This window comes from Massilia sp. CT11-108 (genome assembly GCF_047302915.1).
Taxonomy (GTDB): Bacteria; Pseudomonadota; Gammaproteobacteria; order Burkholderiales; family Burkholderiaceae_D; genus Telluria; species Telluria orientalis.
In genome coordinates this window covers 1-15,571 of the sequence record NZ_JBKYMO010000090.1, presented here as the reverse complement: position 1 = coordinate 15,571, position 15,571 = coordinate 1, and the positions used below count along the sequence as shown (strand labels likewise).

Genomic DNA, 15,571 nt, shown 5'->3' with positions numbered 1-15,571 from the left:
TTCTACGACCGTGCCAGGGATGTATTTCGCACCCGGCTGGCGCGCGCGCTCGAGCGCGTGCGCCTGAGCCCCGAAGTGGCGTCCGGCGCCGAGATGCGCCGCCTGACCGAAGCGTTGCTGGCCGGCGGCTGCCAGGTCTTTTCGCTGACGTACCACAGCCCGTCGATGATGCCGGGCCACACGCCGTACGTGCGCTGCGAGGCGGACCTCGAGCGCCTGATCACGACGGTGTACGATTACTGCGCGTGGTTCCGCGACCGCGTCGGCGGCGAGTTCATGAGCCTGTCGCAGTTGCGGCAGGCGCTGGCGGCGCAGCGCTGACGTCACCCGCGCGACGTGCCGCCAGCGCATGCAGGCGGCCCAGCCACGGCCAGCGGTAGCCGTTCAGGTGGTACATCGTGCGGATCTCGTCGGTCCAGCGGGTGTGCCATTCCATCACCCGTCCATAGAATTCGATGCGCTCGAACCGGCCTTCGTCGAACAGGCCGCGCGTCGCTTCCTCGCGCATCAGCAGGGCCGGCGACAGCTGCGGACCGAGTGCTTCGTCATAGGCCGTCTTGAGGATCACGATGCAGCCGCCGCCTTCGACGCACAGGTCCATCGCGGCCAGGCGCGGGCCATCCGGGCCGTCGAACCAGTAGCGGTAGACGCTGGCCGCATCGCGCCGCGCGAACGCTTCCAGCATCGCGCGGTAGAAGCGGCCCTGGTCGTTGTCGGCCGCGACGGCGGTGCCTTCGGACGCCTTCCAGCCGCTCGTCTCCAGCTGGCCGTAGTCGGCGACGGCAGCGGCCATCAGCGCGGGATCACGCACGATCTCCAGGCGCGTCGCGATGCCGTCCTGGCGCAAGCGGTTGCGCTGCTTTTTCAGGTTGTTGCGCAGGTTCTTGCCGCGCGCGTTCCAGTAGTCGTCGAAGGTCCCCTGCAGCGTGATCCGTGCCGTCTCGATGTAGTCGAAGCTGTGCGGCCCGGCCGGGCGTGACGTCAGCATCGGGTCGCACTGCGTGAGGCCCAGCATCAGCGCGGGACCGGGCAGGGCGCGCAGCAGATCCGCGAGCAGGCCGTCGGCGGGACGGGTATCGCGCTGCAGCCACAGGCCGACGGGCGCCTGCGCGGGCTGGAACGTGTTCCACACGCCGGGGCGGCCGGGGGCCACGATCGTCATCGCGTCCGCGTCTTCACCATGGCCGTGCCACGCGAGCAGCTCGCGGCCCGTGCCGAACACGTCGAGCAGCGGCTGCACGAAGTCAAAGGCGAGCAGCGGCGATGCGGCGCCGGCCGCGTGCAGGCGCTGGAAACCTGCGCGGCGGTGCCCGCATGAACTGGACGGTCGTCCCTGCGCGCGACTTCGCGCGGCATGCCGCCCGCCCACAGCGTCGCGCCGAAGCGCGTCATCGGCACGCCGGCGCGCAGCAAGGCGTCGAACACGGCCTGCGGCCGGTCGACGAGCAGCGGGAACATCCACGGACAGGCGCCGTCGGGCAGGCTCGAATAAAGCGGGCGGCAGCCGGGCACGCCGTCCAGCGCGCGCTGCAGGTCGAGGTAGTTGCGCCGCCGCCGCGCGACGATGCGCGCGGGCGACACAGCGCGCAGCACCGCGCGCGAAAACCAGGACGAACGCTTGTCGGCCCAGCGCGGATCGAACTCGAAGCTGCTGTCCGACGATGACGGCGCCAGCGCGGGCGCGGGCGCCGTCGTGCCGCCGCTCTTGTTGCCGCTTTTGCCGCCGCGTGATTTCAATGCGCCCCACAGCGCGCTTTTCGCGCGCAGCGGCAGCGCGAGCAGCATCCGCAGCACGGGCAGGCGGCCGTAGGCGAACGCCGTTTCGAGCGCGTTCAACGCGGCCTTCATTTCGAAGCCGGCGCCGGCGCCGTGCAGGGCCACGTCCAGCCGGTGCCGGCGCGAGACCAGGCAGCCGCCTTCGTAGATTGGGAAGAATTTCATCGTGCTGCCGATCGCGTAGTCGCCCACGCTCCCCACCGCGACACCGTCGCGCGCACCGAAGAAGCAATGGGCGCAATCCTCGACGAGGCCGATGCCGTGCCGGTCGCACAGCGCGCGGAGCAGCGTGAGGTCGCGCGGGATGCCGAAGAAGTGCGTGGCGAGGATCGCCTTGACCCGCCCCCTGGCGACGTGCGCTTCGATGTCGGCGAGGTCCGGCGCCGTGTCCGGCCGCACGCGGTAGAACGCGACCTCGGCGCCGCACCAATGCGCGGGCGGGACCATCGACGGGCTGTGATAGGCGGGCACCAGCACGACGTCGCCGTCACCCACGCCGAGCGCGCGCAAGGCGAGGCCGATGGCGACGCGGCCGCTCGTGACGAGGCGCGCGTCCGCCCCGTCCAGCAGCGATGGCAGCGCGGCACGGCGCCCGCCCGAGAATGCGGCAAGCGACAGCACGGGAACGGGAGGAATGGCGCGGCGGACGGGAGCTGTTGACGTCATGCATTTAATATAACATGCGGCCCCGTTTCCGTGCCCCCGGCACGGCCCTGGAATCTCAGGCGCAGGCCTCGACGTCGACCACGGCGCCGGCGTCCTGGTGCTTCAGGCGCCACATGGCGTAGTTGTCGTAGACGGCCTGCTCGACCATGCGCGGCACGGCCTTCAGCAGGCTTCCCTTGAGGAGGACGTTACGCGACGATTCGGCGCGCATCGGCATGGCGGCGGCGGCGGCCAGGCCATCCGTCGCGAACCGGTCGGTGTTCTCGCTCAGGAATTCGCAGAGCCGGGCCAGGCGGCGCTGGTTGACGCGATGGCGGCGCATCCGGGACATCTGCTGGTCCGAGGTATGCACGTACTCGAACGGATGGGAGAGGATCACGACCTGCTCGACGCCTTCGCGGTGCGCCTGCTCCAGCAGCATGCGCGTCTCGGCAAAATTGCTGCCCGTGATCGTCAGGCTTTTGAGGTGGGTCTTGCCGGGCACCTTCCAGTCGCGGAAGGTCAGGATCGGACATTCGATCACGCCATGGCGTTCGTGGCGGCCGCTGTACAGGCGATAGTTCTCGTCGCCGCTGTCGAACACGGCCACGCCGACATGGGAACTGTAAGGAATCCCCGCGCGGGCCTGGGCGCGATACAGCGCGTCGTCATGGTGCAGGCTCCCGCTGCGGAACACCGTCGGCGCCGGCAATCCCCACGTGTGGAACGTCTCGAGCCCGTACTCCATCAGTTTGAGCGATTCGTCTTCGGCGCGGCCATGAAAGGCGTCGATGCCGGGCCTCGTGCGCACGCGCGCGCGTTCGCGCCAGTCCTCGTGCCGGAAGACGGTCCAGCATGGATGCAGGTGCAACTGCACGTCGTGTCCTGCCATATGCAGTTTTTCGGCGATGTCGCGCATGGGGTCGCGATGGAAGTAATGCCGGTTCAGGACCTCGACGAAAAAGGTCGCCGTGATGCCGTACTGCGCGAAGCAGTCGAGCATATAGCCCAGGCCATGCGATTTGTAACCGCTCACGCACCAGACCCGCTGCTCTGCGATCGGGCACACCGTCTGATCGCGAAACGCGCCCGCGATGCTGAACTCGGTGTCAACGGTGATGGACACTTGGGTACGCATATTGACACCAGGGAAATTTGCTTAAATTCAGCATATATACGCCGGTGTAAATACACAAGTTACGGTTATGAAATGAAGAGATTGCGGTGTGAAAACAACAAATTTGCTGAAATGTATTTAAAAGCGAAATATCGACACATGCGGGGTGCATGCAGATGCATGCCCGGTACAGGTCGATGAGGTGGGGTGAAAGAAGACCGACCTGTCAGATGTCGAGGCGTCGCTCGTGGTCGTTGGTCGCCAGCGGTGCGGCCATGGGATAGTCCGGGACGATGGGGACGTCCTTGCCGTGTGCCGACTGTGCCTTATCCTTTTTCAATAACGTTTTCAGGATCCTGGACAAGACAAACTTCAGGGGTTCGCATTTCAGGGACAACCATGTCGCCGCAACGAATGGAGCGATATAGATGGCCAGAACGTAGAACATGCCTTGGGGGACGTGGGCGACGGCCAGGAGGGCCTTGCAGAAGTACATCAAAGGATAATGGAAGAGGTACAGGCCGAAGCTCGTTTCCGCCGTCGTACGGACGAGGCGTACCGTTGATTCGGAAGGGCTCCTGAAAACTCGTTGCATGCGGGCGAAGCCGTAGATGTTCAGTGCGATGAGGAAGCCCACGACATAGCTCTGCGGCCAGAAATTGATGCCCCATGACTTCAGATTGGCCAGCGGGTAAGCGATCGGGAGAGCGGTAAAGATCTTCGATCCACCCATCATGACGTAAAGGGTGAGGCATACGATGGAGACAAGCAGAGCACCAAGGCCAAGCCGTGTCCTGTCCGCTGACACATGTTTGCGCAGTAAATGGAACAGACCTACGCCGAGGAGCCATACCGGGAAGGCGATGATGATGCCGGGCCCGGCAATACACATCACGAGACCTGCCATGGCAACGCGCTGCCATCCACGAAAATAGATCAGCGTCGCAAAAATCGCGTAGTACCAAAATTCATACGACAAGGACCAGAACGGCCCGTTCGTTCCCAGCCAGATATCCAGGAACCAGATTTCGTTGAGGAACAGCGCAGTGATGCCGGAAGCCGCAATCCATTTGTAGGCCGGATACGGCTGCATCGGCGCATATGCCGACAACGCAAGCCATTGACCCACCGTATCGAGGACGAGGGTGAGGAGAATTGCCGGCAGAGCGACCGACCACAGGCGGGCGAAGCGTGCAATGAAATAATCGACGATGTCCCGGCGTTTGCCCGTCGAAGAAAACGCGATCACGAACCCGGACAGTACGAAAAATACGGCGACGCCCAGGCCGCCATAGGTGCCGAAGAACGGGAGTTTGTAGTGCGAGAAGTGGCCAGCGTGGAAGAGATAGACCATCAACGCGGCAAAATACCTGAGCAGGTCCAGATACACCGACAGATTCGGTTGCAACACGTTCGACGAGTGAGAAAAAGCTGCTTTGTTTTCCATTATTCTGATTCTGCCGTATCGGGCCAACACGACCGGCACCGCCGGCTGGTCAAGACCGCTTACGATAACCGGTTTTGCCAGGTGAATGTCGTTAGTTGTAGATTTTATAATAAAAGCGCTCTTGTTGTGTCTATTTACGACATCATGCCTTCTTGATATCGCTATCGCCCGGTCGGCGGGGCCGGCGACGTGCCCGGTTGGTACGCTTCCCAGAGGCGAACTGGTAAGATGAGCGTTTGCCTGACTACGTCCCGCCGGCTTTGATGAACCACCTGATCCACGACTCCCTGTTCGAGACCGCGGCGCGCGCACCCGCCGCCGAAGCGCTCGCGTACGGCGACAGGCGCTGCAGCTATGCGCAGCTGGCCGATGACGTGCGCGCCGTCGCCGCGCTGCTGCTGGACGCACGCCTGGAACCCGGCGCGCGCGTGGCCGTGTACATGGAAAAGCGTATCGAGAACGTGGCCGCCATGTTCGGCGCCGCAGCCGCCGGCTGTGTCTTCGTGCCCGTCAATCCGCTGCTCAAGCCCGAGCAGGTCGCGTACATCCTCGCAGACTGCAACGTGCGCCTGCTGGCCACGACGGCCGAACGCCTCGCGCAGCTGGCACCCGTCCTGGATCGTTGTCCGGACCTGCGTGCCGTGCTGCTGGCCGACGGCGACGCCGCGTCCGTACCCGCCGCCGTGCCGGTACTTGCATGGCCCGAACCGCCAACCGGCGATCCGGCGCCGCACCGCCGTATCGACACCGACGTCGCCGCGATCCTGTACACGTCCGGCAGCACGGGCCAGCCGAAGGGCGTCGTGCTGTCGCACCGGAACATGGTCGCGGGCGCGCAGAGCGTGGCCAGCTACCTGGACCTGCGCAGCGACGACCGCCTGCTCGCCGTGCTGCCGCTCAGTTTCGACTACGGCCTGTCGCAACTGACGACGGCCTTCCTGCGCGGCGCCTGTGTCGTGCTGATGAACTACCTGTTCCCGAAGGACATCGTGACGATGGTCGCGCGCGAGCGCATCACGGGCCTCGCCGCCGTGCCGCCGCTGTGGATCGCGCTGGCGCGCCTCGCATGGCCCGCCGGTTGCACGCTGCGCTTCATCACGAATTCCGGCGGCGCCATGCCGGTGCCGACGGTGCAGGCGTTGCGCGAGATCCTGCCCGACACGCGGATCTTCCTGATGTACGGCCTGACGGAAGCGTTCCGCTCCACGTACCTGCCGCCGGAGGAAGTCGCGCGCCGTCCCGATTCGATCGGCCGCGCGATCCCGAACGCCGAGATCCTCGTCGTGCGCCCGGACGGCACACCTTGCGATGCCGACGAGCCGGGTGAACTCGTGCACCGCGGCGCGCTCGTCGCGCTGGGCTACTGGAACGACCCGGCCCGCACGGCGCAGCGGTTCCGCCCCGCGCCCGGCCAGGACCCCGGCCTGCCCGTGCCGGAACTCGCGGTGTGGTCGGGCGACACGGTGCGCCGCGACGCCGACGGTTACCTGTATTTCATCGGCCGCAGCGACGACATGATCAAGGTGTCCGGCTACCGCATCAGCCCCACCGAGATCGAATCCGTGCTGCACGCGACCGGCCTCGTCGCCGAGGTGGCCGCCTTCGGCATCGACCATCCGCAACTGGGCCAGGCGATCGCCGTGATCGCCGTGCCGGTGGAGGAGGGGGCCATCGACGGTGCCGCCCTGCTGGCCGAATGCAAGCGCCGCCTGCCGGCCTACATGGTCCCGGCCCGCATCGACCTGCGCGCCGGTCCGCTGCCGCGCAACCCGAACGGCAAGATCGACCGCAATTTGCTGCGCCAAACCCTGCACACGAACGAAGCACAATGAACAAACCGCGTCACGCACCGCAGATCCACTTTCCCGTCGTCGACGACGTCCTGCAGGTCGGCGGCATTCCGCTGACCCGGCTCGCGCAGCGTGTGGGCCGCACGCCGTTCTTCGCCTACGACCGCGCCCTGTGCACGCAGCGCGTGCGCGACCTGCGCGCCCAGCTGCCGCAAGGCGTCCTGCTGCACTACTCGATCAAGGCCAATCCGATGCCGGCGCTCGTGCAGCACATGGCGAGCCTCGTCGATGGTCTCGACGTCGCGTCCGGCGGCGAGCTGAAAACGGCGCTGGATGCCGGCATGGCGCCGGCGCGCATCAGCTTCGCGGGTCCGGCCAAGCAGGAGGACGAGCTGGCGCAGGCCGTCGCGGCCGGCGTCTGCGTGAACGTGGAATCGGAGCGCGAACTGATCGCGCTCGCGCGCATCGGCGACGCGTTCGGCATCGCACCGCGCATCGCCCTGCGCGTGAACCCCGACTTCGAACTGAAATCCTCCGGCATGAAGATGGGCGGCGGCGCCAAGCCGTTCGGCATCGACGCCGAAGAGGTGCCGCGCGTGCTGCGCCTGGCGGGGACGTTGAACGTCGACTTCCAGGGCTTTCACATCTTCGCCGGTTCGCAGAGCCTGCGCGCCGACGCAATCATCGACGCGCAGGCGCGCAGCATCGCGCTCGCGCTGCGCCTGGCCGAGGCGGCGCCCGTGTCCGTGCGCCAGGTGAACATCGGCGGCGGCTTCGGTATTCCGTATTTTCCGGGCGAGGAAAGACTCGACGTGGCGCCGATCGCCGCGCGCCTGGCGCCCGAGGTCGAAAAACTGACCGCGGCGCTGCCGCAGGCGCGGCTGGCGCTGGAACTGGGGCGCTACCTCGTCGGCGAATGCGGCGTGTACGTGGCGCGCGTCGTCGACCGCAAGGTCTCGCGCGGCGAAGTCTTCCTCGTGACGGACGGCGGCATGCACCACCACCTGGCAGCATCCGGCAACCTGGGGCAGGTCATCCGCAAGAATTATCCGGTCGCCGTGGGCAACCGCATGTCGGCGGTGGACAGCGGCCCGGCCAGCGTGACGGGACCGCTGTGCACCCCGCTCGACATCCTGGCCGACCGCATGGAGCTGGCGCATGCGCAGGTCGGCGACCTGATCGTCGTGTTCCAGTCGGGCGCCTACGGCCCGTCGGCCAGCCCGGGCGCCTTTCTTGGGCATCCGATGGCATTGGAAGTTTTCGTCTAGCGGGCTGGCACGATAAGGGTCTGCAACGATGCCCAGCCATCGTTCAGTTGCCGCTTGAACGCGCCCGCATAACGCTTTTCGACTTGCACATTAACAAGGTAGGCGATCGCCATCATCAGGGCTACCGTTCCCCAGAGCAGGAGATGCGGGTTCGATCCCGGATAGAGGTGGTTGAAGATGACGTAGCCGATGGCTTGATGCACCAGATACAGCGGGTAGGTCAGCGCGCCGAGCAGCATCCAGTTGCGACGGCCTACCCAGGACGTTTTTTTCGTCGCGACCAGATACATCATGATGAAACAGGCGGTGATCAGCCCGATGACCACCCCACGATCCATCACCGTGCGGGTTGCGGTCTCGAATTTCGGCAGCATCATGCAGGCCTCGTAGAGCGACAGCCCCCAACTGCCGAGGATGACGCCGATACGCAACATCGACCGTCCCCGCGACCAGATCTGGTACATCATGGCGCCGCCGATGAAATACGCTGCATAGTCGACGATCAGCACCTCGCGCAAGTGATCGATTCGCGCCAGTTCGAACAGAATGATTGCCACCAGCCACCCGGTCAGCCAGAATTCGGCACGATGCATTTGTCGCAACAACAGTACCACGACGACGAATGCATAAAAACGCATCTCGACAACCAGGGACCAATAGGAACCGTCCATGAGCGATACCGGTGCAACTTTCTGCATGACGTCGAAACCGCTCAGCATGGTCATGTTCAACAAATACTGGACCACGGTCGGCTTGCCGATCCCGAACAGAATCAGCACGAGGAACGTCAACGTGCAGCAGACCCAGTAAGCGGGATAAAGGCGCACGATCCGCGACACGACAAAATGCTTCAGGCTTCCGCCAGAGGCCGTCATTAGGATGACGAACCCGCTGATCAGGAAAAAAAGATCGACGCCGTACCGGCCGTATTTGGCGACCGGCTCTAGGAGTGGATAAGGCAAGCTGGAACTATGCGCCGCGTAGCCGCGAAACGCATAGTGAAAAAGGACCACCGCAAGTGCTGCCAGAAATCGCAGCAGATCGATTTCATTTGCGCGCGGCTTGTTCATGTGCCGATCCTTGTGTTCGGGGTCAGGGCGGAGATGGAAACTTGCACAGGATCGGAAGCATGCCCGATGGGCAGCCGAATATTGTCTTAAGTATCAGATGAAAGCATTTTTCGTGATACAAGTCAACGTCGAGGCAGACGCGTCGTTGCCGTGGCGTCAACCTGGCCCGGAAGGCGCCGCTTTGGCTTGCGGTTCAGGAACGGCAAGCGCAACGGCGGTGTGTTGTCGGGCTGGGGGGCGATGAACAGGACTTTCTCGATACTGACCAGGACGGCGAGGATATAGTAGGGCAGCTCGTAAAACGCCATCGCCAGGAATGCACCTGCCGTCAGGTAGCCGATTATGCTGACCTGGCACATCTTGGCCGTCGTTGCTGCCCAGGCGTATTCCGGATTCGTGCCGCACTTGCGTACGACGCGCGAGCCGGTGCGCCAGCTCAAGAAGAACAGGAGCAGGAAGAAGAAGAGCCCGATATACCCATGTTCGCCCAGTACCTGGAAATAAATACTGTGCGCAACGATGACGAAATTCGGGTTCGGCGCGAATAGTTGATACATCGGCGCCGTGAAGCACATGAAACCGCCGCCGAGCGGGAGGTGGTTGGCGACGTTGATCGCGAACTGCCAGGCATTGATCCGCCCCATGGCCGACCCGTCTTCCTGATAGTTGTCGATCGTGTGCATGCGTCCCGTCCATTCGGCCGGCATTGCCGTCAGCAGTATCGGGACCAGCAACAGCAGAATCGCACCGGTCTTGGCCTTAGAATTGGATTTCAACCAGAGGAAAAACGTCATTGCCAGCCCGCCCAGCAACGCACCGCGCGAGTACGAACCCAGCGCGGAGATCGCGGTCAGCATGGCCAGGCCGAGGGCTATGCGCTTGGTCCACTTGGTTGGGGCAATGTTGGAGAGTGCCACCAGCAGGGGAACAGTCGTGACCATGGCCAGCGCCAGGGTATTGTTGTCGCCGATGTACGTGCTTTGTGGGCCGAGGACGCCGTTGTGGCCGCCGCTCAGGATGGTCCATACGCCGCCCTTGAACCCCCAGAAGCCGAGCGACACCCCGATGGTGAGCAGCAACGCCTTGACGTCGTTGACGGTCCGTATCGTCATGATCGTCAGGAGCGTCATCAGCATCGTCTTGATAACGCGATTCCATTCGGTCCACGCCCCTTCCGGATTCTGTGCGAAGAATGTGGTCAGGGTAATCCACGCGGTAAAGATGATGAGCTGGATGACCGGCGGCGTGAACGGCAACTTTTTTTGCTCTTTCGATGCCAACAGGCTCAGGATCGTAACGGTCGCCAGGATCATCGCGAACGGAAAGAAATAGGCGAAGCCGAAGGAAAGCCGCTGCGGGCTCATCAGGCTGAAGACGGCATACACCAGGGCACCGACGACCGGGCGCTTGAAGGCGTACGGCAGGGTGGCAAGCATCATCAACAACAGTATGACATCACGCATGGCGGGGCAGTTTTATGGAGAGATGAGTTCGAACAGATGCAGATTATGACGCGACACTGACCCGCAGGAACGCGTCGAACATCATCAGCGACCACAACGCCACGCTGTGATCGGCCGTGCCGGCATGGTGCTCGGCCACCAGCTTTTCCAGGTAGCGCCGGTTGAAGATGCCGGTATCGACGAGGCGCGCGCCCAGCACGGCCTCGCGCACGGCGTCGCGCAGCGGGCCGCGCAGCCAGGCCGCCAGCGGGATCGAGAAGCCCTTCTTGGCGCGGTACATGATGTCGTGCGGCAGGTGCGGTTCCAGCGATTTTTTCAGGATGTACTTGCCCTCGCCGCCGCGCAGTTTCAGGCTCGGGGGCAGCGTCGCCGCGTATTCGCAGAATTCGTGGTCGAGCAGCGGCACGCGCACTTCCAGCGAGTGGGCCATGCTGGCGCGGTCGACCTTCGTCAGGATGTCGCCCGGCAGCCAGGTCTTGAAGTCGAGGTACTGGATCAGCGACAGCGGATCGTCGGTCGGCGCCTCCTTGGCGTGCGCGCGCATCACGTCGATCGCGCGGTAGCCTTGCAGGTCGCTTCGGAACGTATCCGAGAACAGCAGGTCGCGCTGGCGGTCCGGCAGGCGCGACACGCCGTGGAAGTAGCCCTCCACCAGGTCGCGCGCAATGGACTCGAACGTCGTCTTGGCGCGGAACACGCGCGGTGCCCAGTCGGCCTTCGGGTACAGGCTGCCCAGGGTGCCGAACAGCGGCTTCCTGATCGCTTCCGGCACCTTCGAGCGCACGCTGTGCTCGGCCATCGCGAAGCGGTAGCGGCGGTAGCCCGCGAAGTTCTCGTCGCCGCCGTCGCCCGACAGCGCCACCGTCACGTGGCGGCGCGCCAGCTGGCACACGCGGTAGGTCGGGATCGCGGAGCTGTCGGCGAACGGTTCGTCGTACAAATGCGCGAGCGTGTCGATCAGGCCGTAGTCGTCCTTGTCGACGATCTGCGCGTGGTGGTGCGTGCGGTAGCGCTGCGCCACCTGCATCGCGTACTGGGTCTCGTCGAATTCCGGATCGTCGAAGCCGATCGAGCATGTCGTCACGCCTTCGCTGACCGTGCCGTCACGCTCGCCCGCCATCATCGCGACGACGGCGCTGGAGTCCACGCCGCCGGACAGGAAGGCGCCCAGCGGCACCTCCGCTTCCATCTGGCTCTTCACCGCTTCGCGCACGCGGTCGATCAGCTCCGCCTCGACGTCCGCTTCCGGCCGCGCCGGCGCGACGTTGAACGACAGATCCCACCAGCGCTTGGACTGCACGGCACGGTCGCCGACCTTCAGCAGGATCGAATGGCCGGGACTGAGTTTATAGGCGTTGTGGAAGATGGTGTTCGGCTCCGGCACGTAGCCGTAGGCGAAGTAATCCTCGACGGCGCGCGGGTTCAGCTTGCGCGACAGTTCGGGGAAGGTCATGATCGACTTCAGTTCCGAGCCGAACACGAACAGGCCGCTGGGCAGCAGCGAATAGAACATCGGCTTCACGCCCACGTGGTCGCGCGCGAGGAACAGCGTCTGCTTCCTGCGGTCCCATACGCCGAACGCGAACATGCCGCGCAGCCGGCGCACGCAGTCCTCGCCCCACGCGATCCACGCGTTCATGACGACTTCCGTGTCCGACTTCGTGCGGAACACGTGGCCCAGCGCGACCAGTTCGTCGCGGAGCAGCCGGTAGTTGTAGATCTCGCCGTTGAACACGAGGGCCACGTCGCGTGCGGCGTTCAGGAACGGCTGCTGGCCCGTGGCCACGTCGATCACGGACAGGCGGCGGTGGCCCATGCCCAGGGCTTTTTCCAGATACAGCTCGCCTTCGTCGGGACCGCGATGGTGCTGGCTTTCGTTCATGCGCCGCAGCGCTTCGCGGTCGATCTCCCGGTTGCCCTGGGTGTCAAAGATTCCGACTATTCCGCACATGGTGTTGGCTTTCTTGCTTGTAGAGGGTGAAACGGTAACGCGTCAGTGTGCCTTGTTTCGGCAAAGTCCGTCGTACAGCGCGCCGTACGCGGCCACCATGGCGCGCAGGCTGAAACGGTCTTCCACGCGCGCGCGGGCAGCAACGCCGTGGGTGGTACGCAGGCCGGCATCCTGGGCGTAGCGCGCCAGCGCGGCCGCCAACGCGTCGACGTCGCCGACCGGCACCAGCAGGCCCTGCACCCCTTCGTCGACGACTTCCGGGATGCCGCCGACGCGCGAGGCCACGACGGGCAGGCCGCATGCCATCGCTTCCAGCATCGAGACGGGCGTGCCTTCCGCCAGCGAGGGCAGGGCGAAGATCGAGAACGTGTGCAGCACCGCGGCGATGTCGGCGCGTGCGCCGGGCAGCCACACGGCGCCCTCGAGACCGAGCTGCGCGACCTGTTCGCGCACGGCCGGCAGCAGCGGGCCGTCGCCGACGATCGCCAGCGTCAGGCGCGGCGCGAGCTGAGGCAGCTGCGCGCGCAGCCGCGCGAACGCGTCGACGAGGGCGCGGTGGTTCTTGACGTCCTGCACGCGCGCGACGGTGCCGATCACGATGTCGTCCGCGCTGAAGGGCGCGTCCGCCGCCGGCGTGCCGCCGGGCGCATACTTGTCCGTGTCGACGCCGTTCTTGATGAACAGCGTCTTCGCGGTGGGGATGCGCACGACGTCGCCGAGCCAGCGGTTCAGGTCTTCCGAGACGGGAATGAAGCGGTCGACGAACGGCACCAGGCGGCGGCGCAGGAAGTTGTGCTTCGGGTTCAGGCCGTGCGGGTCGCTCGCGTCGCGGCCGTGTTCCGCGTGGATGCGCACGGGGACGCCGGCCAGCGTCGCCGTGAACGCGTATTCCAGCGCGGCCAGGTTGTACGTGTGCAGCACGGTGGGGCGCAGGCGCCGCATCAGGCGCCAGAACGTCAGGTGCGTGCCGAGGCCGAGGCCCGGTGGCTTGCCGAGCGCGTGCAGTTCGACGTCGCGGCGGGCGATGCGGTCGGCGAACGACGTGTAGGTCGTCAGGCAGACGACGGCGTGGCGCCACGCCGGCATGCGGTTGATGCAGTCGACGAGCAGCGTCTCCAGGCCGCCCACGCCGAGCGAATACACGAGGTGCACGACCAGCGGCCGGGTGTCGACGCCGGCCGGGGTGAGTGCAGGAGCCGGTGCATTCATCGTCGCAGTTCCATCATGCCGCCAGCGCCTTCTTCGTCAGGCGACCGTAGATGGCGGGGTAGCGGCCCACGCTGGCTTTCCAGTTGCGTTCCGTCTCGACGTAGTGGCGGCCGGCCTGGCGCAATTGCGGCCACGTGTCCTGCGCGGCGAGCAGCGCGCCGACCTTGTCGGCCAGCGAGTCCGGATCGTCGGCGCGGAACAGCACGCCGGTCTTGCCGTCGGCGATCAGCTCGAGGTGGCCGCCGACGTCGGAGGCGGCCAGGATGCGGCCCTGCGCCATCGCTTCCAGCGGCTTGAGCGGCGTGACGAGGTCCGTCAGGCGCATCGACAGGCGCGGGTACACGAGCACGTCGAGCAGGTCGTAGTACTTGTTGACCTGGTCGTGCGGCACGCGGCCCGTGAACACGATTTTGTCGGCGATGTTCAGGTCTTTCGCCATCTGGCGCAATTGCGCATCCTGCGGGCCGCCGCCGACGAGCAGCACGCGCAGGTCCGGCATGCGTGCGACGAGGTTCGGCACGGCGCGCAGCAGCACGTCCAGGCCTTCGTAGGCGTAGAACGAGCCGATGAAGCCGATCAGGCGCGAGCCGGCGAGGCCCAGCTGTTCCTTCAGTCCGAAGTCGGGCGTGCCGCCCATCGAGAATTTTTCGATGTCGACCGCGTTCGGGATCACCGTGACCTTGTCGGCCGGGACGCCGCGCGCGACGATATCCTTGCGCAGGCCTTCGCAGATCGTGGTGACGGCGTCGGCCTGCTTCAGCGCATAGGTCTCGAGCGCGCGCGTGAGGCGATAGCGCAGGCCGTTCTCCGTGCTGGTGCCGTGGTCGACGGCGGCGTCTTCCCAGAACGCGCGCACTTCGTACACGACGGGGATGTTGAAGCGCTTGCCGGCGCGCAGCGCGGCGATCGCGTTCAGCGACGGCGAGTGCGCGTGCAGGACGTCCGGTTTCACGAGCGGGATGATCTCGGCCAGGCGCTTGGCCAGGCCGTCGATCACGTTCACCTGGTTCAGCACGGGCATCTTCGCCAGCGCGCCCTTCGATTCCGGCGTGCGGTAGAAGTGCAGGCCGTCGACGGTTTCTTCCAGCATGTCGCCGGAATTCTGCTTGGCGCCGGTGACGTGGAAGGTTTCCCAGCCGAGCGCGCGTTGTTCGCGCAGGATCGAACGGGTGCGGAAGGTATAGCCGCTGTGCAGCGGGATCGAGTGGTCGAGGACGTGCAGTACACGCATGGTCGTTTTCCGTTCTGGTTGTCGCGTTGTGTTATTGGCGGGTGCGGGTCGCGTTCAGTGCCTGGTCCAGTGCCGGGCCCTGTTCGGCCAGGAAGCGGTGCAGCGCGGCGCGCGCCCGCCCCTTGTCGTTCTCGTACGGGACGGCGAGCATCACGGCGGCGCCGTCGTCGCCGCGCAGCATCGCCTTGTTCGCGGCCTGCCACAGCTTGCCCACGGGGTCGGTGCCCGTGTAATGACCGCCGACCCATTTGAACGACCAGACCATGATTGCGCTCTGCGGCGTGCGCAGGATGCCTTCGTGCAGCGTGACCGGCGTGCCGGCGACGGTCTCGGCACGCGACGTGCCTTCGACCTCGTGCCAGGCATCCTCGTAGCCGTTCAGGCGGTTCATGGAGCTGATCAGGTTCTTGTCCGGGTTCTGGTTGCGGTAGTACAGGACGGTCAGGCTGACGGGCACGCCGCCGGCCTGGTAGGCGCGGTGGAAACGCGCATCCGGTTCCATGTAGAAGGGCTTCCAGTCCGCGAAGTCGGCCGCGGCCGGCGCCGTCACGGCGACGTCGGCCAGGCGCACGGGGGCCGGGTTGTGGTTGGCGCGCTCGCCCAC

12 protein-coding genes and 1 pseudogene are annotated in these 15,571 nt (G+C 65.4%); 3 read left to right on the top strand and 10 right to left on the bottom strand.

Annotated features, from left to right (window positions below; all coding sequences use genetic code 11):
• Positions 1-321, top strand: a pseudogene (locus tag ACEN88_RS10295) (hypothetical protein); the annotation flags it as partial.
• Here the strand turns inward: ACEN88_RS10295 and ACEN88_RS10290 are convergent.
• The 4 genes from ACEN88_RS10290 to ACEN88_RS10275 form a co-directional block, all read right to left on the bottom strand.
• A complete protein-coding gene (locus ACEN88_RS10290) occupies positions 275-1,240 on the bottom strand; it encodes a GNAT family N-acetyltransferase (RefSeq protein WP_413339329.1) in 966 nt (321 codons plus the stop codon). The pseudogene ACEN88_RS10295 and the gene ACEN88_RS10290 overlap by 47 nt on opposite strands.
• A complete protein-coding gene (locus ACEN88_RS10285; RefSeq protein ID WP_413339327.1) occupies positions 1,159-2,397 on the bottom strand; it encodes an aminotransferase class I/II-fold pyridoxal phosphate-dependent enzyme in 1,239 nt (412 codons plus the stop codon). The genes ACEN88_RS10290 and ACEN88_RS10285 overlap by 82 nt, the downstream gene beginning before the upstream one ends.
• Positions 2,398-2,497: 100 nt before the next feature.
• Positions 2,498-3,547, bottom strand: coding sequence for a hypothetical protein (locus ACEN88_RS10280; protein WP_413339325.1), 1,050 nt, complete (start codon positions 3,545-3,547; stop codon positions 2,498-2,500).
• Between the two features lie 217 nt (positions 3,548-3,764).
• Positions 3,765-4,985, bottom strand: a complete 1,221-nt coding sequence (locus tag ACEN88_RS10275) for an acyltransferase family protein (protein ID WP_413339323.1) — start codon at positions 4,983-4,985, stop codon at positions 3,765-3,767.
• Between the two features lie 263 nt (positions 4,986-5,248).
• Between ACEN88_RS10275 and ACEN88_RS10270 the strand changes: the two genes are divergently transcribed.
• Positions 5,249-6,817, top strand: a complete 1,569-nt coding sequence (locus tag ACEN88_RS10270) for an acyl-CoA ligase (AMP-forming), exosortase A system-associated (protein WP_413339331.1) — start codon at positions 5,249-5,251, stop codon at positions 6,815-6,817.
• Positions 6,814-8,043, top strand: a complete 1,230-nt coding sequence (locus tag ACEN88_RS10265) for a pyridoxal-dependent decarboxylase, exosortase A system-associated (RefSeq protein WP_413339321.1) — start codon at positions 6,814-6,816, stop codon at positions 8,041-8,043. Before ACEN88_RS10270 ends, ACEN88_RS10265 begins: the two co-directional genes overlap by 4 nt.
• Here the strand turns inward: ACEN88_RS10265 and ACEN88_RS10260 are convergent.
• The 6 genes from ACEN88_RS10260 to ACEN88_RS10235 all read right to left on the bottom strand — a co-directional run.
• Positions 8,040-9,113, bottom strand: a complete 1,074-nt coding sequence (locus tag ACEN88_RS10260) for an acyltransferase family protein (RefSeq protein ID WP_413339318.1) — start codon at positions 9,111-9,113, stop codon at positions 8,040-8,042. The two genes, ACEN88_RS10265 and ACEN88_RS10260, sit on opposite strands and share 4 nt — an antisense overlap.
• A gap of 122 nt (positions 9,114-9,235) precedes the next feature.
• A complete protein-coding gene (locus tag ACEN88_RS10255; RefSeq protein WP_413339316.1) occupies positions 9,236-10,576 on the bottom strand; it encodes a putative O-glycosylation ligase, exosortase A system-associated in 1,341 nt (446 codons plus the stop codon).
• Positions 10,577-10,619: 43 nt separating this feature from the next.
• The gene (locus ACEN88_RS10250; RefSeq protein ID WP_413339314.1) at positions 10,620-12,527 is read right to left on the bottom strand and encodes an XrtA/PEP-CTERM system amidotransferase; all 1,908 of its coding nucleotides are present in this window, start codon (positions 12,525-12,527) and stop codon (positions 10,620-10,622) included.
• 42 nt (positions 12,528-12,569) lie between these two features.
• Positions 12,570-13,736, bottom strand: a complete 1,167-nt coding sequence (locus ACEN88_RS10245; protein ID WP_413339312.1) for a TIGR03088 family PEP-CTERM/XrtA system glycosyltransferase — start codon at positions 13,734-13,736, stop codon at positions 12,570-12,572.
• A gap of 13 nt (positions 13,737-13,749) precedes the next feature.
• The gene (locus ACEN88_RS10240) at positions 13,750-14,967 is read right to left on the bottom strand and encodes a TIGR04063 family PEP-CTERM/XrtA system glycosyltransferase (RefSeq protein WP_413339310.1); all 1,218 of its coding nucleotides are present in this window, start codon (positions 14,965-14,967) and stop codon (positions 13,750-13,752) included.
• Positions 14,968-14,998: 31 nt separating this feature from the next.
• On the bottom strand, positions 14,999-15,571 hold a 573-nt coding region (locus ACEN88_RS10235; protein ID WP_413339309.1), incomplete at its 5' end, for an exosortase C-terminal domain/associated protein EpsI.

What these genes read in the sequence shown, in the direction of transcription:
- ACEN88_RS10275 (WP_413339323.1), bottom strand. Translation starts at nt 4,985, where the DNA reads ATGGAAAACAAAGCAGCTTTTTCTCACTCGTCGAACGTGTTGCAACCG.
- ACEN88_RS10270 (WP_413339331.1), top strand. Translation starts at nt 5,249, where the DNA reads ATGAACCACCTGATCCACGACTCCCTGTTCGAGACCGCGGCGCGCGCA.
- ACEN88_RS10265 (WP_413339321.1), top strand. Translation starts at nt 6,814, where the DNA reads ATGAACAAACCGCGTCACGCACCGCAGATCCACTTTCCCGTCGTCGAC.
- ACEN88_RS10260 (WP_413339318.1), bottom strand. Translation starts at nt 9,113, where the DNA reads ATGAACAAGCCGCGCGCAAATGAAATCGATCTGCTGCGATTTCTGGCA.
- ACEN88_RS10255 (WP_413339316.1), bottom strand. Translation starts at nt 10,576, where the DNA reads ATGCGTGATGTCATACTGTTGTTGATGATGCTTGCCACCCTGCCGTAC.
- ACEN88_RS10250 (WP_413339314.1), bottom strand. Translation starts at nt 12,527, where the DNA reads ATGTGCGGAATAGTCGGAATCTTTGACACCCAGGGCAACCGGGAGATC.
- ACEN88_RS10245 (WP_413339312.1), bottom strand. Translation starts at nt 13,736, where the DNA reads ATGAATGCACCGGCTCCTGCACTCACCCCGGCCGGCGTCGACACCCGG.
- ACEN88_RS10240 (WP_413339310.1), bottom strand. Translation starts at nt 14,967, where the DNA reads ATGCGTGTACTGCACGTCCTCGACCACTCGATCCCGCTGCACAGCGGC.